16 protein-coding genes and 1 other annotated feature (1 of these 17 running past the window's edge) are annotated in these 21,334 nt (G+C 51.8%); of the genes, 14 read left to right on the plus strand and 2 right to left on the minus strand.

The genetic code is table 11. The features are described from left to right. Positions 1-327: 327 nt before the first annotated feature. On the minus strand, positions 328-990 hold the full coding sequence (locus ACETK5_RS20745) for a M50 family metallopeptidase (protein ID WP_394057583.1): 663 nt from the start codon (positions 988-990) through the stop codon (positions 328-330). Between the two features lie 138 nt (positions 991-1,128). Between ACETK5_RS20745 and ACETK5_RS20750 the strand changes: the two genes are divergently transcribed. The 13 genes from ACETK5_RS20750 to pdxA all read left to right on the plus strand — a co-directional run bounded on the left by ACETK5_RS20750 (position 1,129) and on the right by pdxA (position 19,410). After that, positions 1,129-3,126: a TerB N-terminal domain-containing protein gene (locus tag ACETK5_RS20750; protein ID WP_394057585.1), complete on the plus strand. Its 1,998-nt coding sequence runs from the start codon at positions 1,129-1,131 to the stop codon at positions 3,124-3,126. Between the two features lie 62 nt (positions 3,127-3,188). Beyond that, entirely contained in the window at positions 3,189-4,526 is a 1,338-nt protein-coding gene (locus ACETK5_RS20755) for an ATP-binding protein (RefSeq protein WP_326111797.1), read from the plus strand. Further along, entirely contained in the window at positions 4,523-6,742 is a 2,220-nt protein-coding gene (locus ACETK5_RS20760; RefSeq protein ID WP_394057587.1) for a DEAD/DEAH box helicase, read from the plus strand. Before ACETK5_RS20755 ends, ACETK5_RS20760 begins: the two co-directional genes overlap by 4 nt. Further along, positions 6,735-7,547, plus strand: coding sequence for a phosphotransferase (locus ACETK5_RS20765; RefSeq protein ID WP_100539629.1), 813 nt, complete (start codon positions 6,735-6,737; stop codon positions 7,545-7,547). The genes ACETK5_RS20760 and ACETK5_RS20765 overlap by 8 nt, the downstream gene beginning before the upstream one ends. Positions 7,548-7,723: 176 nt before the next feature. Beyond that, positions 7,724-8,743, plus strand: coding sequence for a LacI family DNA-binding transcriptional regulator (locus ACETK5_RS20770; RefSeq protein ID WP_326111794.1), 1,020 nt, complete (start codon positions 7,724-7,726; stop codon positions 8,741-8,743). 118 nt (positions 8,744-8,861) lie between these two features. After that, entirely contained in the window at positions 8,862-9,851 is a 990-nt protein-coding gene (locus ACETK5_RS20775; RefSeq protein ID WP_394057590.1) for an ABC transporter permease, read from the plus strand. A 24-nt stretch (positions 9,852-9,875) separates the two neighbouring features. Continuing rightward, positions 9,876-10,760, plus strand: a complete 885-nt coding sequence (locus tag ACETK5_RS20780) for a carbohydrate ABC transporter permease (protein WP_127595875.1) — start codon at positions 9,876-9,878, stop codon at positions 10,758-10,760. A gap of 96 nt (positions 10,761-10,856) precedes the next feature. Then, positions 10,857-12,500: a type 2 periplasmic-binding domain-containing protein gene (locus ACETK5_RS20785; RefSeq protein WP_394057592.1), complete on the plus strand. Its 1,644-nt coding sequence runs from the start codon at positions 10,857-10,859 to the stop codon at positions 12,498-12,500. 129 nt (positions 12,501-12,629) lie between these two features. Beyond that, positions 12,630-13,970 carry a glycoside hydrolase family 30 protein gene (locus tag ACETK5_RS20790; protein ID WP_394057594.1) on the plus strand — a complete coding sequence of 447 codons (1,341 nt, stop codon included), beginning with the start codon at positions 12,630-12,632 and terminating at the stop codon, positions 13,968-13,970. A gap of 181 nt (positions 13,971-14,151) precedes the next feature. Beyond that, positions 14,152-15,864, plus strand: a complete 1,713-nt coding sequence (locus tag ACETK5_RS20795; protein WP_394057596.1) for a PrpR N-terminal domain-containing protein — start codon at positions 14,152-14,154, stop codon at positions 15,862-15,864. Between the two features lie 238 nt (positions 15,865-16,102). Further along, positions 16,103-17,092, plus strand: a complete 990-nt coding sequence (locus ACETK5_RS20800; protein ID WP_100539636.1) for a 2-keto-3-deoxygluconate permease — start codon at positions 16,103-16,105, stop codon at positions 17,090-17,092. Between the two features lie 15 nt (positions 17,093-17,107). Beyond that, positions 17,108-18,409 carry a four-carbon acid sugar kinase family protein gene (locus tag ACETK5_RS20805; protein WP_394057598.1) on the plus strand — a complete coding sequence of 434 codons (1,302 nt, stop codon included), beginning with the start codon at positions 17,108-17,110 and terminating at the stop codon, positions 18,407-18,409. Continuing rightward, on the plus strand, positions 18,406-19,410 hold the full coding sequence (gene pdxA, locus ACETK5_RS20810; protein ID WP_100539638.1) for a 4-hydroxythreonine-4-phosphate dehydrogenase PdxA: 1,005 nt from the start codon (positions 18,406-18,408) through the stop codon (positions 19,408-19,410). The genes ACETK5_RS20805 and pdxA overlap by 4 nt, the downstream gene beginning before the upstream one ends. A gap of 169 nt (positions 19,411-19,579) precedes the next feature. On the opposite strand, the gene ACETK5_RS20815 is transcribed toward pdxA, so the two are convergent. Further along, positions 19,580-20,497 carry an ArsR/SmtB family transcription factor gene (locus ACETK5_RS20815; RefSeq protein WP_394057600.1) on the minus strand — a complete coding sequence of 306 codons (918 nt, stop codon included), beginning with the start codon at positions 20,495-20,497 and terminating at the stop codon, positions 19,580-19,582. A gap of 229 nt (positions 20,498-20,726) precedes the next feature. On the opposite strand from ACETK5_RS20815, the gene ACETK5_RS20820 reads away from it, so the two are divergent. Continuing rightward, on the plus strand, positions 20,727-21,200 hold the full coding sequence (locus tag ACETK5_RS20820) for an RNA polymerase sigma factor (RefSeq protein WP_394057602.1): 474 nt from the start codon (positions 20,727-20,729) through the stop codon (positions 21,198-21,200). 50 nt (positions 21,201-21,250) lie between these two features. Continuing rightward, positions 21,251-21,334, plus strand: a binding site (T-box leader); it runs 187 nt beyond the window's last position.

A 21,334-nucleotide genomic window follows, 5' to 3' on the forward strand; every position in this document is an offset into this window, starting at 1 on the left:
ATGCAGTTATTGTACTTTGGAGTCGTGTTACCGCACGGCTCCTTACTTATTCTTACCTCAGTATACCTCATTTTATAACGCTTTTATAGATGTCGTTTATTTTTTACAATTTTCCTTTAGTTCACTCACTTGACTAAATCCCAACTTCTTTAGAAGTCTCTGCGACTGAATATTCTCCTTCTTGATCAGAGAGGCGGGGATTCCTGTTAATCTGAATAGCAAAAGCAAGGACTCTTTTATAAGAATCAAGCCGTTATAAAAAAGCCAGCGTCATCCAAATGGTTGGATAACACCGGCTTCTATAGCCTGTCTTGCGACGAACCTATTTCACCGCTTCTTCCAGAACAGCTGCAGTGCCATCTTTGCGCACCATAGGGCGAACAGAAGGAACAGCAGCGCCCAGACAAAGGCCGGGAGCATGGTCATGTTGGCCAGGTTGGAGGCGTCGCCCGCTTGCTTGGGCTGGGTCAGCGCCATGGTCAGGAGGGTTAGCGGACCGACCACGGACTCTTCCAGTACGAGAAAGGCGAGCAGCAGGTAGTAGAAATTCCGGACCTTTTCGCCAAGGAAATAGAAGATCAGATTCACGATCATAAAAATAATGAGCCACCATAATCCATAGCCGGCGCGAACGAAGAAGATGATCATAATGAGGGCAAGCACGGTAATGGTGATCAGGCCGGTGGCCTGTTTTTTCTTGGCATAGCCGTAAAACATCAGAATGGCAAACAGGGATGCCGACATATAACCTGCAAGCGAGACCACAATCGGACTCCAGCCGCCGGAAGCCAGCATGGAATAGGTCACGCCGCTGTGATCGGGATTCAGTTCGATGCTGAGCACCCGCCCCGACATGAGAAGGGTCATGACGGCATGCCCCAGCTCATGGATCATCGTATCCAGGATACGGAACCAGGAAGAGAAGGGGATCAGCCTTGTCAGAATAGCCGCGCCCACTAGAAATAACAATGCTTTCAGCCATTTATTCATTCGAAGGTCCTTTCAGCATAAAGTCATTCGCTAGACTATCATTCCGTCCATTATAATACAGATGAGAAACATGTGAAAACCGGTTAGTCCCTATAGGTTAAATGGTATAATTGAAGTTGTGACGGAGGTTCATATTCGATGAAAAACGATAAGCCTAACAACGACAATCACATAGAACATATAAGACATACTACGCTCGTGAATGACCAAGGAATTCGTTTTGCCGAATTTGAGCTGGCCGGCGACGAGCAGGACGTCCCGTTACCGGACAAGCCATCGAATCATCAGGGGCAGGCAGCCGTTGATTCTGCTGCACCAGCGAAGGAATCCCTGATCGTGAAGCCGCAGCAGCCGCTGGATATGAATTGGGGCGAGGACTTCCGCTACGTGACCAAGGAGCAGCAATTCGTGCAGAAAGCAAGGGAGCTCGCATGGCATGTGGAGGGAGAGGCCCCTTTTGTGGCTTTCAAAAGCTATTGGCCGACCTACGACCAGATGGCCAGCGACCAGTTCAAATGGTATTTTTACTGGCGGGAGGAAGTCAGGTCCGGGCGGTACCCGGATACGGACTTATCCTATTTGTTTGTCTATTTTTACGAGCTGATCCATGGCGTGGGCTGGAGCGATCCCCTGCAGGGCTATGAATTGATGGAGCAGGCGTGGACGGCCTACCGAAAGCGATATGCCAAGCTGGATACGTACCTGCGGGAGTGGTTATATGATTTTATGATCGTGCATGGCTTGGATATGCCGATTCGGGAAACGTACCAGCGCTTCCCGCGCGTTTTATCCGCTGAGCTGAAGGAGAAGGAATGGAAGCGCCGGTTCTCCCTCCAGCCCGTGGAGCTGACGTGGGAGCTGCTGCTGGATTTGCTGGATTATGACGTAGAGAAGAGTCGTTTTTACCAGGAGAATGGCCGCAAGGACCTGGAACAGTACGCCCCGAAGGTGATTGCGCTCGTGGACAGCTACTTAGCCAAAATGAAGGGGCAGCGCTTCATCGACCGCTTTCAGCCACGGCCTCGGCAGGTGAAACGGCATTTATTCCGCAGCGCGGTGTACGATCATGGGTTATACGGGCGAAACGTCGTGCTGACGGTGGTGTCCTTAAGTGAGTACGCTCCTCTGCGCTCCTATATAACGGGTCTGGTTCGCTTGACCGAGAATAAGCTGCGGGAATTGAGAGGTTTTAAGGGACGGCTGCGCGGGGCGGATGCAGTTGAGCCCGAAGTGGAAGAGATCATCACCCGTTATCTGAAAAAAGAGATTCAGGAGGAGCTGGAGGCTCAGCGCAAACAGGCGATACCTGAGGTTCAGATCGACACGGGGAAGCTGCGCAGATTACAGCGGGAGTCGGACCAGGTCCGCGAAATGCTGCTTACGGAGGAAGCCGGGCAGCAGGCTGAAGCGATCTACAGCCAGCCGACACTGGAGCCTGCTCCGTCGGTTGGAGCTTCTTCAGGCCACGCCGAAGATGCGGGAACAAGCACTAATATGGCTTCACCTTCCAAAGGTCGTTCCTCCCGAAAATCGGCGGTGAAGAAACCCGAAGTGTTCCAGGCGGTGATGGATTTTGATGCGGATCCTTATGAGCCCGGCGCCATAGGGGTGCGTGATCAGCTTGATGAAGCAAATGTCATCGTTCATTCCGTGAATACGGAAGAAACGGAATCAGAAGCAGATAATGGAAGGTCTATGGAGCCGTCAGAGAGCACCGATGATAATAGTCCGATGCCATCCATGGGCTCTCTAGAGCTCAAGCCACTGCCTTCATCGGAGCATTTATCTGAGGCTGGGGGTATCCATGTTATGGATCCGCACGTTGTAGATAAAGAGACGATTTCAGTGATGCCTACATTAGGAGAGCGGTCGTGGCAATGGGAGGTAGAGGATGAGGAATGGCAGGAACTCGCAGAGCGTCTCAATCCCATCCACCTCGAAGTTCTCCACGCCCTCAAGGTAGGATCGAACCGTCTAGGGCTGCAGCAAATTGCGGAGAAGGCCGGTTCTATGCCGGCGTTATTGCTTGATGAGATCAATGAGGCCGCGATGGATACCATCGGTGATCTTCTGATCGATGGAGAGGCCATTGCGGATGATTATATAGATATGCTGGAAACATTAAAGTCCGTGTAACCGGACGGATTGAAATCGTTTGGACTCGTTATGCTTGGAAGATGCTTGAAAGAGGTGGAACTATGACGGAACTAAAAATACCGAAACGGCTCACAACCGCCCTCGTAAACTCTTTAACGGCAGGGGTGGTGCCGCGGGTGGGGCTTGAGTTCATCGCCGTCGGCCGGAAGCCGGAGGTGGAGTCGATCCTGCGCGATATGGATAATATCGCCGAGGGCGGCGCCGCCTTCCGCCTGATTACGGGCCGCTACGGAAGCGGTAAAAGCTTCCTGCTGCAGATCATCCGCAATTACGCGATGGACCGCGATTTCGTGGTGGCGGATGCGGATCTGTCGCCGGAGCGGCGGCTGGTGGGGACGAAAGGGCAAGGGCTTGCGACTTACCGTGAGCTGATGACCCATCTGTCTACAAGGACGCGACCGGATGGGGGGGCGCTTGAGGCCATTTTGCAGAAATGGATTGCCGCGATCCAGCAGGACATCATGCAGGAGACGGGCCTGCGACCGGATGACCCTGCCTTGAACGATAAGGTGGAAACGCAGATTTATGCCGTGACGAACGGCATGCAGAATTTGGTGCACGGCTTTGATTTTGCGAAGGTTCTCGCTGCTTACTGGAACGGCTATAAGCTTGGTGACGATGACCGTAAGGGAGCGGCGCTGCGCTGGCTCCGCGGGGAAGTCCCGACGAAGACGGAGGCCCGCAAGGACCTTGGCGTCGGGGTCATTATCGATGACGACAATTGGTACGATTACATGAAGCTCTGGTCCGAATTTACGGCGGCCATCGGGTATAAGGGTTTGCTGCTGTTCATTGACGAAGGGGTGAATCTCTACAAAATCACCAACAGCGTGTCCCGCCAGAGCAACTACGAGAAGCTGCTGACCATGTTCAACGACACGATGCAGGGCAAAGCGGAGCATTTGGGCATCTACATGGGCGGAACGCCGCAGTTTGTCGAGGATGAGCGCCGGGGGCTGTTCAGTTATGACGCGCTGCGCTCCCGTCTGATCGACGGACGCTACGGCAGCAGTTCGCTGAGAACCTATACGTCGCCCATCCTGAAGCTGGACATGCTGTCGTATGAGGAGATTCTTATTCTCCTGCAAAAGCTGCGGGATATTCACGCCTTGCACTTCAAATATGAAGCGCAGTTAACGGATGATCAGCTGATCGCGTTCATGCAGACGGCCGTGAATCGGCTGGGGGCTGAGGAGCTGCTGACCACCCGTGAGGTGGTGCGAGATTTCATGGATCTGCTGCACACGCTGCATCAGCATCCGGAGGCCACGTTTGAGGAGCTGTTAGGCGAGCGCGCCGCAGCGCAGCCCCAGGGCAAAGGGCAAAGCGATGCTCCTTCGGACGATTTGGACGATCTGCTGGCGGAGTTTGAATTATGAGTGCGAACCCTTTTTCCAGACTGGCCCCGTTCATTCAGGAGTTTATCTATAAAAAAAGATGGGACACGCTTCGCGAGGCGCAGGTGGAAGCCTGCCGCGTCCTGTTTGATACGCCCAATCATCTGCTGATCGCTTCGGGCACGGCATCGGGCAAGACCGAAGCCGCGTTCTTCCCGGCGCTGACGGAGCTGTACAACCTGCCTTCCAGCTCGGTCGGGATTCTGTATATCGGGCCGCTTAAGGCGCTGATCAACGACCAATTTGAACGCATCACCGATCTGTTGAAGGAAGGCCTGGTGCCGGTATGGCATTGGCACGGCGATGTGTCCCAGGCCGAGAAAACCAAGCTGATGCAAAAGCCGTCCGGCGTGCTGCAGATTACGCCGGAATCGCTGGAGGGGCTGCTCATGAACCGGCCGAACGCCATCCCGGCGCTGTTCCAGGATCTGCGGTATGTCATCATTGACGAGGTCCATGCCTTTATGGGAGCTGATCGGGGCATCCAGGTGCTGAGCCAGCTGACCCGGATCGAGCGGATGGCTGCCTGCTCGCCTCGCCGCATCGGGCTGTCCGCAACGCTGAGCGATTACGAGACCGCAGCCGGCTGGCTGGGAGCGGGCACGAAGAACGCGGTTGAAGTCATTGCCCCCCAAGGAGGCCGGAAGCTGCGGCTGTCGGTCGAGCATTTCTCCTTCCCGGATGCGCGGGATGAAAAGCAGGCGGAGCAGCTGGAGCTTGCGCGCAAAGCCTATTACGACTTCGTGTACGACAACACGCATCTGAAAAAAGCGCTGGTCTTTACGAACAGCCGCTCGGATGCCGAGCTGACCACGCTCGAGCTGCGGCGGATTGCGGCTAAGCGCGAGCAGCGGGATGTCTTCCATGTACACCATGGAAGCATCTCCGCGATGCTGCGCGAGGAAGCCGAGGCCGCGCTGCGCGAAGGTCCGGGGCCAGCCGTTGCGGCGGCCACCCTGACGCTGGAGCTCGGCATCGATCTCGGCGAGCTGGAGCGGGTGATCCAGCTTGGCGCGCCGTACAGCTGCTCCAGCTTCGTTCAGCGGCTGGGCCGCTCCGGCCGGCGCGGGGATCAGGCCTCCGAGATGATGTTTCTCTGTCCGGAGGATGAGGACGAGGAGGCCATGCTGCCTGCGCGCATGCCATGGATGCTGCTCCGGGCCATTGCGGTCATCGAGCTGTATGTCCGCGAGAAGTGGGTCGAACCGCTGGCCCTGCGGAAGAAACCCGTTGGCGTGCTTTACCATCAGACGATGAGTACGCTCAAGAGCATGGGCGAGGCTGAGCCGCCGGATCTGGCGAGAGCGGTGCTGACCCTGCCGGCTTTCCGCGGCATTGAGCCGGAGGAATACAAGGAGTTCCTGCAGTATTTGCTCCAAACCGATCATATCCAGCGGACGGAAGAAGGCAGTTTGATCATCGGCCTTGGCGGGGAGAAGATCGTGAACAACTACCGCTTCTATGCGGTATTTAAGGACGATGAAGAGCATGTCGTATATAACGGGTCGGAAGAAATCGGATCGATTACGACGGTGCCGCCGCCGGGTTACTGCTTTTCGCTGGCAGGCAAGCTGTGGAAAGTGGAGGAAGTCGATACGAAGCATAAGGCCCTGTATGTGAAGTCGGCCAAGGGCAAGGTCGATACCTTGTGGCTTGGCGCAGGCGGCGATGTGCATACCCGCGTGGTGCAGAAGATGCGGGAGGTGCTGGCCGACAGCGCTATCTATCCGTACCTGGCACCAGGGGCAGTGAATCGTCTGGAGCGGGCTCGCCGTCTTGCCCGGGAAAGCGGACTGCTGAAGCAGGTGGTCCTACCGGCGGGCGGCGACTCCCTGTTCATTCTGCCTTGGGCGGGCAGCAAGCAGTTCCGCACGCTGGAGCGATTGCTGAAGCATAATCTGTCCGAGCGGCTGGCGCTTCGCTCCATCGTGCCGATGGAGCCGTATTATATGGTTGTCGCGGGTAAAGTCGATAATAAGACGCTGATGGAGGAAATCAAGAAGGAACTGATGGATTGCGAGGATGCCGGCGCGCTCCTCGATCCGGATGAGGCGCCGTATCTCGGCAAATATGACGAGTTCGTTCCGCCGAAGCTCGTTCGCACCGCTTTTGCCGCCGACGGACTGGATCTGGAAGGACTGGCTGAGGTGCTGGGGATGGCACATGGAGCAGCGGGAAGGGGGGCTACGGATGTGTGACAAGGAAGAAGTACTTCCTGGAGGCAATGTGAACGAAGTCGTACGTATCGGAAATAACGTTCACCGTACTACAAACTGGAGTTCTTTTGTACATGACTTGCTTCGACATTTGGATAAGCAGGGTTTTGAAGGCGCCCCCAAGTTCATAGGCATTGATCATAGCGGTCGCGAGATCTTGTCCTTTATTCCTGGAGAGGTGCCGGGTAACCAATATCCTGATTTTAAACCTTATATATGGTCAGACCATGCCCTTATCCAGAGCGCAGCGTTGTTAGGGCGTTATCATGACGCCGTACAAGGCTTTGCTGCAACTTCGATCCAACCGGAGGATGCACATAACTTTCGGGCTCTGGAGGAGTGGGCTGATGAAGTGATCTGTCATAATGATGCCGCGCCATACAATATCGTTTTTCAAGATGAAGTGCCGGTTGCACTGATTGATTTTGATTTGGCTGCGCCAGGTCCAAGAATCTGGGACATCGTTTATATGCTGTATACCTCAGTCCCGCTGGCAAGCTTTGCAATAGATTACTCTACAGGGACATCGATACCTTATCAATCGGAATTACATGCTGCGGATCGCACGCACAGAATATCGCTGTTCTTTAAGTCCTATGGCATATCGCCGCCTCCCAACTTGAAAGAATGGACGATAAGACGCATCCAGGCATTATGCGATACACTTATAACTGGTGCGGCACAAGGCAACAAGGCTTACCAAAACATGATCGATGAGGGGCATGTGGCCCATTACGAAAAAGAGATTCGATTTCTGCAGGCTCACTTCGAAGAGTGGTACCGATGAAGGGTACCGATTTGAAGAGTGTCTGCTTTTTTTCATGCTATCCCCCCAGTAGTCGTTGAGCATAACCGAAAAAATATTTGTAACCCCTTCCAAAAAAGCATTGTGTTCACCTCACGTATGTGGTAACTTATGTACATAAAAACGTTTTTATCGCAAAGGAAGAATGGAATGGTTATATGGGCAAAGTAACGATCAAGGATGTGGCAAGAGAAGCCGGGGTATCCATTTCTACGGTTTCAAATGCATTGAATGATGTAGATGTATTGAACCCGGAGACCAAATCCCATGTGCTGAAGGTGGCGGAGCGGCTCAATTATGTACCTAACCTGAACGGAAAGCTGTTGAAGTCGGGGAAGACCAAGATGCTGGGCTTCTTTACGACAAGCGTATCAGGGCCTTACTTCTATACACTGGTGGAGTCGATGTCACGGGAATGTGACCGTCAGGGTTATGGCTTGAACGTGTTTGTGACCAAGGATAAACAGGTGATTATGAGCAATATTATGGGCGGCCGGGTGGATGGCGTCATTATCTTCGAAGAGCTGAAGATTGATGATAGAGACATCGCCGCCATGGAGAAGGACAAGATTAAGGCCGTTTTCCTGGATCGAGAGGTTCAGAACGAAACGATGGGCAGCATCATATTCGACTCTTACGTAGCCGGTTATGAAGCAACCAAATACTTGATCAGCCTGGGGCATAGGAAGATCGCCTACATCTCCGGCGTGGATACGATGTTTGACAGCGTGCAGCGGAAGGAAGGGTATCTGGCTGCGCTTCGGGAGTGCGGGTTCCCGATCGACGGAGACTACATACTGCAGGGCTATTTTGAGGAAGAAGGCTCTTATAACGCCGTCAAATCGTTTCTTCACTTACACCCCGGGAAAGTACCGGATGCTTTTCTTGCCGGTAATGACGTGAGTGCCATCGGCTGCATTCGGGCGTTGAAGTCCCATGGTTACGAGGTTCCGCAGGACGTCAGCGTCGTGGGCTTCGATGATATCGATATCGCGCAGTATTTTACGCCGCCTTTATCGACCGTACGCAATCAGATTGCCAGACAGGGGATTCTGGTGGTGGATCATCTGGTGCGTATGATTCAGAAGAAAGAGAAGGGCAAGATTCAGAAGCTTCCAGGGGAGTTGGTCGTTCGCGGCTCCAGTCATGTGAAGATGAATCGGAATGAATCGGGTTAACGGAAGAAAAGAAATCACACCAAGTCGATTTTTTAAAATGATTTTAAAAAATCAGGGGTTTTTTTCGCCAAAAATAAAAACGTTTTTATGCGTTTTTTGATCAAAGGAGGCTAAGCAGGTGAGCAAAACAGCTGCAGTTCAGTCAACCGGCACGGGCCCGGTTCAACCCACCGGGAAGAAGCCGATGGGGCAGGGGATCAAGGAATTCTTCATCGATTACAAGCGACAATGGGAGCTTCAATCGATGATTATTCCCGGCGTTATCTTCATGTTTATCTTCTGTTACATACCGATTTACGGTTTGACGATTGCGTTTAAAAATTACACCGTTATCGATACGCTGGATTCCGCGCCGTGGGTTGGCTTGGACAATTTCAAGATTATTTTGTCTGACAAGTATTTCTGGGACTCCGTCGTCAACACGCTGGGCATCAGCTTCTTGAAATTGGCGATCGGCTTTGTCATTCCGATCATTCTGGCCATTATGATTTACGAGGTTGGCATGGGGCGATTCAAAAAATTCGTCCAAACGGTCTCATATCTGCCTCACTTCTTGTCCTGGATCGTTTTGGGCGGCATGCTCATTACCTGGTTCTCGACATCCGGCTTGTTCAACGAAATATTGCTTGCTCTGGGGCTGATTTCGCAGCCGCAAAACATTTTGCTTGATCCAAGCAAGTATTGGTGGATTGCAACGCTGTCGGATATTTGGAAAGAGGCCGGCTGGGGCACGATTCTGTACCTGGCGATCATGGCCAAGATCGATCCTACCTACTACGAGGCCGCAAGAATCGACGGGGCTAGTCGACTGAGACAAATCTGGAACATTACCCTACCGAACATGAAGATGATTATCAGCTTGAACCTGATCCTTACTGTAAGCGGTTTATTGGGATCAAATCTGGATCAAACCCTGGTGCTCATGAATTCGCAGAACCGGGAAAAGGCCGAAGTCATTAACTCGTACGTGTACCGGATGGGAATGACGCAGGGCGATTTCTCTTATGCGACCGCCGTTGGTTTGGGTGTATCCATTATCTCTGTCATTCTGCTCGTTACGGCCAACAAAGTAACCAGTAAATTGAATGATAATCAATCCGTCCTGTAGGTCATGCAAAAGGGAGGTATTACGGTGAATTTGAAAGCAGCAAAAGGGGATCTTGACAGTCGGATCTTTGATACGATCAACATCATTTTACTGGTTACGTTTACGATCATCATCGTCGTTCCGTTATGGAACGTCGTCGTCTCATCTTTCAGTTCGGGCAGGTCCCTTGCCGAGGGCGGGTTCATCTTCTGGCCTACGGAATTCTCGCTGGAGAATTATCAGGCCGTGTTCAGGGATGCAAACATATGGAATGCCTTCTTCATCTCGGTGGCCAAAACGGTCATCGGCGTTATCACGCACGTGTTCTTCTGTGCCATGGTGGGTTACGGCTTGAGTAAGAAATACGTCCGCGGCCGCAAGTTCTACGTGGCGATGGGCGTTGTCACCATGTTTTTCTCGGGCGGCATGATTCCGACGTACTTGTTGATCAAAGACTTGGGGCTGTTAAACAGCTTCTGGGTTTATATTATCCCAGCTCTATTAAGCTTTTACGACGTCATCATTCTGATGAACTTCTTCCGAAACGTGCCGGATTCGCTGGAAGAGTCGGCGAAGATCGACGGTGGGGGCGATTGGAGAATTTTCCTGAGCATCTTCATTCCGCTTTCCATGCCGGCGATGGCGACGATTGCCCTGTTTAATGGGGTCGGGCAGTGGAACGATTTTATGACCACCAAATTGTATATTACCGATCAGTCGCTGTATCCGTTGCAGATGATGCTGTATGAGATCATTGTGCAGTCCCAGACCCAATCGATGCAAAATATCGGTTCGGTTGCAATTCAGACGACCACCAAAGGGGTCCAACTAGCAACAATTGTCGTGACGACGCTGCCGATTGTTGTGATGTATCCAATATTACAGAGATATTTTATCTCCGGCATGATGCTCGGAGCAGTTAAAGAGTAGCGGAGACGCAGCTCTTTAAGGGAGTGGAAAAGAAGCAAGCCTGTAAAAACAAGGGTCTAATAAGAAAGCGCTTTTATTAAAAGGGAGGTTTACAGGATGTTGATGAACAAGGCTTTGGGTAAGAAGGGGCTTACGCTGATTACAGCACTGATGGCGGTTGTGCTGGTTGTGAGCGGCTGCGGCGGATCGGGCGGGGGTTCCGGATCCAAGAAGGAAAATTGGGTTTCGATCGAGGATCGTTATACACCGGATGCCGAGACGCCGGCTTGGCAGCTGGACAAAAAAGAAGAGACGACCGAGCTGACTTGGTACGTGAATGCGGACTGGTGGAACACGGATTTTGGCAAGGACGTTGTAACCAAGAAGATTAAGGAAGACCTGAACATCAATATCAAATTCATCACGGGTGACGACACCAAACTAAATACGTTTTTTGCCGGCGGGGAAATGCCCGATCTGATCACGACGTTTGACTCCAACTCTCCGGTCGTGCAGAAGGCGGCGACATGGGCGCTGCCGCTGAACGATCTGGCCGAGAAATATGATCCTTATTTCAATAAGGTAGCGGCACAGGATACGCTCAACTGGTTCCAATTGAAGGATGGCAAAACGTACGGATACCCGAACTATTCCAATACGCAAGAAGACTATGACAGCGGCAATATTCCGGCCAAAACAGCATTTATCATCCGTAAGGACGTGTACGAAGCGCTAGGCAAGCCTGCTATGGGAACGCCGGGAGAATTCCGGGCTGCTCTCGCAGATATTAAGCAGCAATTCCCTGCCCTGATTCCACTGGGCTTCAACTCCATCGGTGAAGGTACTGGCTCGCTTGGCGACGTGCTGCAGGATTTCATCGGCGTGCCGCTGGAGGAGAATGGCGGTTTCTATAACCGTAACCTGGATGAAGATTATCTGACCTGGGTGAAGGCGTTCAATACCGTGTATCGGGACGGCGCGATCAGCGATGATAGCTTTGCCGATGACGGAACGGCTTTTGAAGAGAAGGTGAAGGCTGGCAAATACGCAACGATTATGCTGGACGGCACGCCGCAGCAGGGCGGTAACCTGCAAAGCTTCTACAGCAACAATAAAGGCAAAGAGTACATCGCGATTGACGGACCGCAAAGCACGGCAGGACGTCAGCCGACGCTGAATCAATCCGGTATCACCGGCTGGATGATCAGCTTCATTACGAAAAATAATGCAGATCCTGCCAAGTCCATTCAGCTCTTCACGTACCTGTTAAGCGAAGAAGGACAAATGCTGATGAACTATGGTATCGAAGGCGACACTTACCAAGTGAATGCGGACGGCACGGTGGAGTTCCTCCCTGCCGTGAAGGATCTTCAGATGAACAATCCGGATACTTTCAAGAAGGATTACCGCATGGGCGAATTCATGTTCTTCGGGCATGACCGTCACAAAGCGCTGAGCGGGGATGCTTTCCCGGATGCGATCAAGCAAATGCAGGAATGGGGCAAAGGGAAGCTGACGCCGCACTTTATTTTGGAGAATATCAACCCGGATCAGGGAACACCAGAAGCGCGCTCTCTGACAGCCATCAATACGAAATGGAACTCCACGCTCGTCAGCATGATTCGTTCCAAGGATGATGCGGCGTTCGACAACCTCTTAAACGAATACAAAAAGTTCCTGGACGATAACAACTGGGATAAAATCGTCGAAGTCCGCAATGAGAAGATGAAGGCGAACAAAGAGAAGCTGGGGCTGAAATAAGGTAACGCTTTTATGATGGGAGAGCCCCTTCCTTGACAGGAAAGGGGGCTCTTTCTTTCTAAGTCAACTTCCAATATAGGGCGGGATAGGAAAGCCAGAAGGACCATAAGAAACCTGGAGGGAAACAACATGCTGAACATCACCATCTACCAGTCAAACGGGGAAGAGGAATTATTCGTTAGGAAAGACAAGGAGCAGCTAGCTCCCGGAACTTCGGACACGAAGCATACGGTTGTTATCGATGAGGAGCAGACGTTTCAGGAGATGGACGGCTTCGGCGCGTCCTTCACGGACTCCGCTGCTTATCTGATCCATCAAGTGCTGGAGACAAAGCAGCGCTCGGAGCTCATGACAAAGCTGTTCGATCCGAATGAAGGGATCGGGTTATCCGTACTCCGCCAGCCGATGGGGGCATCGGATTACGCGCGTGACTTCTACAGCTACAATGATATGCCTGAGGGCCAGACGGATATAGAGCTGGAGCAGTTCTCCATTGCGCATGATGAGGAAGATATCATTCCCCTCCTGAAGGAAGCACTCCGATTGAACCCGGATGTCAAGCTGATGGGTTCCCCATGGAGTCCGCCCGGCTGGATGAAAACGAGCGGTTCGATGATCGGCGGAGAGCTGAAGCCTGAATACTATTCGGTGTACGCTAATTATTTTGTACGTTACATCCAGGGGTATGAAGCCCATGGGCTTCATATTTATGCGATCACGCCGCAGAATGAGGCGTTGTATTCGCCAGGACATTACCCTGGCATGATCATGCTGCCCGAGGCGCAAAGCGATTTCATCAAGAATCATCTGAAGCCGCAATTCGTTAAGAACGGCATCGATACAAAAATCCTTTGTTATGACCATAACTGGGACAAGCCGGACTACCCGCTGACCGTTTTGGAGCAAGCGGGTGACGCCGTGGATGGCGTCGCTTGGCACTGGTACGGCGGCAAGCCGTCGGCCCAATCGGAAGTGTTCGACGCATTTCCGGGGAAAGAGGTTCATTTCACGGAAGGATCGGGCGGGGAGTGGATCCCGCCGTTTGAGCAGGCCTTCTCCAATGTGATGCGAACCGGAATCGAGATACTCCGCAATCACAGTAAATCCTACGTGTTGTGGAATATGGCGCTGGACGAGAAGAACGGCCCTACCGTTCCGGGCTTTGGAAAAAGCACCTGCCGCGGCATTGTCACGGTAAATCAGCAGAAGAAAGAGCTTACCTACACGCTGGACTACTATGCGCTGGCGCATTTTAGCAAAGTGATCCGTCCAAAAGCGGTTCGCATTGCTTCGACCAGCGATGAGTCCATCCGTTCGGTAGCATTCAAGAACACGGACGGTTCGGTTGCCGTCGTTTTGTTTAACGACAGCGAGCAGGAGGAGAATGCTGCACTTCTTATACAGGGACCGGAGCAGCTTAACCTCCGCCTTGCACCGAAAAGCGCCCTGTCCGTTTTGATAGAGGAGTAATTCTGAAGTAACAGTTCATAGGTTAGACAAGATAAGGCACCCTAGTCGGCGCCGTTAGCCCTTTCGGTTAATGGTACCTCGGCGGAGGTGCCTTTTCATATATAGAGTTGGTTATTTCATATAGAAACGGTAGAATAATAATCAAGAATAAGGTTTACCAAAGAAAACACAGGTGACAATCATGACCATTAAAACGTTATTTATTGCTCCGTACCCCGCTATGAGCCATTTAATAGAAGAATGCCAAAAGGAAGAGCCGGAACTGGAAGTCCGAGTCGAGGTCGGCAATTTGCTAGAAGCGGTTCCTCTGGCAAAAGAAGGCGAGCGCCTGGGATATGACGTGATCATTAGCCGGGGCGGTACGGCCAAGCTGATCGAGCCTGAGGTGGGCATTCCTGTAATCGATGTCCATGTTTCAGGCTATGACATGCTGCGCGTGCTCACCTTGGCCAATCATTTTCCAGGCAAAAAAGCCATTGTGGGCTTCTCCAATATTACGCTCGGAGCCAAAGCCATTACCGATGTGCTGGATATCGAGGTGGATGTGTTCACGGTAGAGAAGGCGCAAGAGGTGGACCGGCTGCTGGAGGATCTGAAGGCGAAGGGCTTCAAATTAATCATGGGCGATGTGGTGACGATGGAGGCAGCCGCCAAGCACCACTTGGAAGGGATTCTGATCCAATCCGGGCGCGAGGCCATTTTCGATGCGTTTCAAAAGGCCAAATCCGCGTTTCGGTTACATGAACGGACGCAGTGGGAAATATCCTTTCTGCAAGCACTGCTGGAGGAAACGGCCGCGAACCTTGCCGTATTGGATGCTGAGGGGCAGGTTGTATATGAACAGTGGCCGGATTACGGCTCCTGTCCGCTCCCGGTGGAAGCCTTGCAAGCTGATCTACGGCTAAACCGGGAGGCGGAAGCCTCTGTCCTGATTCAGGATGACGGAACCCGGAAGCTTAAACAGAAAAGGACGCTGAAAGTAATACAGGGAAAATGGTACTACCTGTACACTTTTTCCGAGCTGAAGCAAAATGGGGAGGCTGCAGGCTATCATGTCGAGGCCGTGACCCAATTGCCGATGTTGATATCGCAAAGCGAAGCGATGCACGGTTGCCTGCAGCGGATCGAGGATCAACTGGACAGCCGCATCCTGATTCTCATCGGTGAAGCCAGAACAGGCAAGCAGCTGCTCTCCCGGTATATTCATTACCGCAAGAACGAAGGCCAGGGCTTGTATGTCCGGCTTACCGCAAAGCAGGCCATGGCCTTGTCGGGAAAAGACGAAGAAGAAGCTTGGGACAACGATATCCGCACGCTGTACATCCATGGATTGGAAACGATCGCTCCAGAAGAAATGGCGAATTTGAAGCCGTGGATGAACGAGATGAAAGACCGGGGGTTCACGATCATCCTCTCGCTGGAAAAGGATGATTCGAATTATCATCCACTCCTGCTGGACGAGGAGGCGGCAAGAATCGCCGTGCCGGCTCTGCGTGAGCGCAGGGAGGACATCAAGCCGCTGGTGACTTATTATATTGCGTCCTATCATGGAACGCTAGGGACTTCACCAATCAAGATCAAGGATGAAGCGATTCTCCTGCTGACCCAGTACGATTGGCCGGGCAACGTGTCGGAACTGAAAATCCTGCTCCAGGACGCAGTGACGGAGGAGAAGGGCTACGTGATCGGCAAGCCACTCATTTCCCGGCTTCTAGCCAAGAAGGAAGAACATCCGTCAGCTGCGATGGGCCCTGAGTTCCTTCGCGGTACGCTGGATGAGATCGAGAAGAGGATCATCGACGCGATTATGGAGGAAGAACAATTTAATCAGACGAAGGTTGCAGAACGGCTCGGGATCAACCGTTCGACCCTGTGGAGAAAGCTGAAACAATAGTTTCAGCTTTTTTTGTTTGGCGATTAATAGATCCCTCCGCTTCGGCAGATATTAGGAGAAGGAGGAATATATTTCAACAAGCTAGAGACAGCGCTGTAATCAATTGTTTAAATTTGCAACAATTAATCTTTAATATGTTGCAAATTTAATTGAATGCACTTACAATTATCCCTGCAAGCGATTTCAATATGAAATCGCTGTTTAATATTGAAACAATTATTAAAGGGGTGTTACAATAATGAAGATTAAAGCGACATTGGATCGTATTCCTGGAGGTATGATGGTGGTGCCGTTGCTTATTGCAGCAGTCATCAATACCTTTGCACCGGATCTGCTTCGGATTGGGAATTTCACGGAGTCTTTATTTGTAAACGGTTCAAGTACATTGATCGCGCTGTTCCTTCTCTGTACGGGGGCACAGATTAACGTCAAGTCCTTTGGCGTATCCGTCGGAAAAGGGGCTACGCTGCTTGTCACGAAGTGGGTGGTCGGCGCAGCGTTCGGACTGATCGCTTACCTGTTTGCCGGAGAGAACGGATTGTGGCTGGGTCTGGCGCCGATTGCCGTCATTGCGGCGATGACCAACAGTAATGGGGGATTGTTCGTAGCCTTGGTTGGCCAATACGGCAGTAAGGAAGACCGTGCCGCTTATTCGCTGCTTGCCCTGAATGACGGGCCTTTCCTCACGATGGTGGCCTTATCGATCTTCGGCGCCATGGGATTCGTGGACGGCATGTTCTCCTTCGTGTCCTTTATTTCGGTCCTTCTTCCGATTATTGTAGGGATGGTGCTGGGTAATCTGGATGAAGAGATGCGCAAGTTTTTGGACAAAGGCAGCTCGATGCTGATTCCGTTCTTTGCCTTTGCGCTCGGGATGGGCATTGATTTCGGAGCGATCGTGGATGGCGGCTTGTCGGGTATCATTCTTGGATTGCTGACGGTTTTTGTTACAGGTACGGCAGGATACTTTGTGTTTAAAGCATTGAAATGGAATCCGATCGTGGGGGCTGCGGAAGGCTCCACAGCCGGTAATGCTGTGGCTACGCCTGCTGCCATCGGGGCAGCGAATGCATCCTTTGCGGCATTTACCGATATTGCGACGGTGCAGGTTGCGGCGTCCGTGGTAACGACCGCCATCCTGCTTCCTTTATATGTCGGATTTTTAGTGAAGCGTCTAGAGAAGAAAGGGCACTCATTTGATACAAAAACAGCAGATGCCGAATCATAGAAGGTGTGATGAAATGTGATAAAACAAATTGGAATCATCGCGGACGATCTGACCGGTGCAAATGACTCGGGCGTACAATTGGCGAAGAAGGGACTGGTTTCCACCGTCGTATTCGATCATCGTCATTACCGTCAGGACACCCGTGCCGAAGTACTAATCGTTGATACGGATAGCAGGGCGAAACGCAGCGCGGATGCCTATGAAGCGGCGTATGAAGCCGCTCAATTCCTTGAAGAGCAGGGCTGCCGCCACATCTACAAGAAGCTGGACTCCACCCTGCGCGGGAATGTGGCAGAGGAATTACGAGCGGTGCAGAAGGTGTTCCGGCCGGATTTGGTGCTGATCGCCCCGGCTTTTCCCAAAATGAACCGCACGACGGTACAGGGGCATCACTATGTTCAAGGTGTACTGATCACTGAGACGGAGTTTGCCAAGGATCCCAAAACGCCTGTCATGGAAAGCTATATCCCGAAGCTGCTGCAGAAGGAAGAAGAGCCTGAGGCGGTGCTGGTCTTATCAAGTCAAGTGCGGCAGCCCGCGGCGCAATTTCTGCCATGGCTCGAATCCAAGCTGGCGGAAGGTCAAACCTGGTTTGTGTGTGATAGTGAGACGGAAGAGGATTTACAGGCGATATCGGCATTATTTTCACAGCTGGACAAGAAGATTCTATGGGCTGGTTCTGCCGGATTAATTGAATACTTGCCGGAGGCGCTGTCCCTGACCTCCGTGGAGGAGGGCAGCCAAGACTGGATAGGGGCGGATAAAGCACTGATCGTATCAGGGAGCTTGTCCCAAACGACCCGGCGGCAGCTTCGTGCGGTCCAAGACATGCTCGACTCGTTGATGCTGGAGATCGATCCGACCGCGTTGATTCGTGAAACTTACGACACAGGAGATGTCCTGCAGCAAATTGCACAGGATATGGACAAGCGTTACTTGGTCCTGTATGTGGACGCTTCGGAAGAAAACCGCAGACTTGCAAAAGAGGCAGGGAATGAGCAGGGATTATCTTCAACCGAGGTAAGCGAAGCGATCTCGCTGGGACTCGGAAGAATGACAAAAGCAATTCTACAGGCATACGCTGAGATCCAAGGGTTGGTATTAACCGGCGGGGATACCGCTAAAGCTATCTGTATCGAACTTGGAATGGGAGAGATGCAGCTTTATTCGGAAGTAGAGCCTGGCCTGCCGTTCGGAAGGCTTCAAGGCATGGAGAAAGGTTACTGGACCGTCACCAAAGCCGGGGGCTTCGGCAATGATCAATCCCTGGTAGATTCTCTGCACTATATAACAAATAAGAAAAAGGTGAGAACATGAGCCAGCATAAACCGGTTATCGGGATTACAATGGGAGACGCCGCAGGCGTCGGTCCTGAAATTATACTCAAGAGCCTCATGAATGAGGAGATGTATCATATCAGTCGCCCGATTGTAATCGGGGATGTGAAGATATTGGAGCGGGCAAAGTCCTTTGTGGGCAGTGACTTGGCGATCGAAGCGATTACTGCTGATGAGTTGGAGCAGGTGGACTACCGTTTTGGCACGGTTCATGTGCTTGATCTGGATCTGCTGCCAGCGGACTTGCCGATTGGACAAGTTGCCCCGGAAGCCGGACACGCCGCGTTCAAATTTTTGGAGACGGCTATCGAATTGGCCAAAGACCATAAAATCCAGGCCATATGCACCGCTCCGCTGAATAAGGAGGCCCTGCATAAAGGGGGCCACAAATATCCGGGCCATACGGAGATTCTGGCGGATTTGACCGGAACCACGGACTACTCCATGATGCTGTCCGCGCCGAATTTGAAGGTCATTCACGTTACGACGCATGTCGGCATCATCGATGCCGTCCGGTCCATTCAGCCTGAGCGCGTGTACCATGTCATTAAGCTTGCTCATGAGACGCTGCAGAAGTCCGGCATCGCTGCTCCGCGGATTGCCGTTTGCGGAATCAATCCTCACGCGGGCGAGAATGGATTGTTCGGATATGGCGAAGAGGAAGAGAAAGTCATACCGGGTGTCGAGAAGGCGCAGGCGGAAGGAATCCAGGTCGTAGGCCCACTCCCGGCCGATACGCTGTTCTTCCGGACGGTTCGCGGCGACTTTGACATCGTAGTGGCTATGTATCACGATCAGGGGCATGGTCCCGTCAAAGTGCTCGGCTTGGACGCAGGCGTCAACATTACCGTTGGCCTTCCGATTATCCGCACCAGCGTCGATCACGGAACGGCGTTCGACATTGCCGGTCAAGGCATCGCCGACGAGAAAAGCTTGATGGAAGCGATCCGTCAGGCAGCGGAACTGGCGCCTAAAGCCTAAAGATGTTATTGCCGGGCGGGACATAGCGGCCGCCATTACCTTATTATCGAAGTAACAGTACAAGATTCCGCAGGAACATAAGCTGCTCATAACAAAAAGATGACTCCACCTATGGGGTCATCATTTTTTATGGCTCCTCAGGTTTCTTCGCTGTAACGGGATTCGTTCCTCATGACTGGGATAATCCAAACACGTAAGACTCCAGGAACGCTTTCAGTTGATTGAAGGATTCAGGTCTGGCACTGTATTTATACCGCTCATTCGGCATTTTGAAATGCATGCGCAGGAGACCCGCGGTTTTAAGCAGGGATAGATGGTAGTGCAGGTTGCTCTTTGAAAGGCCGGTCTTCTGCTGCAATTCGGTAAACGTAACAGGGCCTTTAGCCAGGATGTGCAGCAGTACCAGCCGCTTCTCGTCAGCCAACCCCTTGGTCATCCGCAGCAGCCGACTGGTGGGTGTATCCTCGTCCACCTGCTCATCGTCTACGGCATAGCTGATAATGAGCTGTTGGTTGCTCACGTAGTCCATCCGGTTTAACGGCTTGATGTGATAGGTAGGGATAAGAAGAATGGCGCTGTATTCATCTTCAGGATCGAGCACAATTCCGCTTGTTGCCTCATCAATCAGATCAATGTAGGGGAGCTCCCGGCTAAGCTGCTCCATGCGGGCAGCGGAACGTCCCAGCAAGTCGTGAATTTCCGGCGTTATTGTATAGGCCCGGTGCCACTCTGTCATGATCTCATGACTGAGATCCCGGAATGTTTTAAGCCCCATCGGAAACCCGTCTTCAAGATAAGGCGCCAGGATTTCATACAATTGGCCTTCTCCCAAATCGGCAAACCAGGCAAGAAACCTCTCGACGTTGTCTTTTTCCGGGCTGTCTACGATAGCCAGGTGCAGATAAGCAATAAGCTCGAACAAGTCCAGCTCTTCGAGCTTATCCGTAAAAGATGCAGACAGCTTCTTCTGAATTTCCTTCCTCCACTTATTTCCTAGATCATGCATTTGGTTTTTATTATCTGTATATGCGAACAAGCTGGTGACCAGCTCGTGAACAGGCGAATAGTCAATTCTGATAATGGTCATGATCATTTTCTCCTTCAAGTACTCGTCATTCCATTTTTATGATACCACATCCTGATGAAAATAAATATTGAACTATTTATTTGTTCATATATAATTAAACTTAGTCATTTAGTTCAAAAAATTATGAACTAATGGACGGGAAAGAATGACTGGATATGAACAATTGGTTCATTCAGGAATATCTCATAAGGGAAAAGCAGCTGGAAGTGGTTCGGAGGGCCGGAGAGTCTTGGAAATACACGCATGCTTGGGTAAGTTTGTTGGTACGCTTCTTCCCTGCGGAGAAACGGCAATTTCATGCGGTCAAGAGAAAGGCACGAAGTTTAAAATAAGGGAAACAAGGAAGAACCGATCAACCTACGAGGAAACGGAGCTGGAACCGATGGACTTTCTTTCGGAGAATCGTTTGACCGAGTGCGCTATGCAGGCGCCTGAATCGATGATGAATAGCGAGGAGAACCATGACGAACTGTTATCTGCTGTGCTTACTCTGCCTGAAACCCTAAGACAGCCGATGTATTTGTATTATTACGAGGATTTCAATACCCTGGAAATTGCGGAAGTGCTCCAAATTGAGCCTGAAAATGTACGGAACCGCATGAGCAGAGCCCGCAAGAAACTAAAGATGATGCTGGGGAAAAAGCTGGGAGCGATACGGGATGGCCGGGTAAGGGCAAGAAAGGCTCCGCATCCGTCCCCTTGACTTCATTCGTAAAGTTCGGGTATGATTTCCAGTAACTTGAATAACGTTAAACAAAAGCAATGAAGAGAAAGAGTACCTTGGTAACGTCTTTGAACAGAGAGCCCCGGCTGGTGAAAAGGGGTAAGGAAAGAACC

Source organism: Paenibacillus ilasis (genome assembly GCF_043195395.1).
In the GTDB taxonomy this organism is placed as follows: domain Bacteria; phylum Bacillota; class Bacilli; order Paenibacillales; family Paenibacillaceae; genus Paenibacillus_AQ; species Paenibacillus_AQ lautus.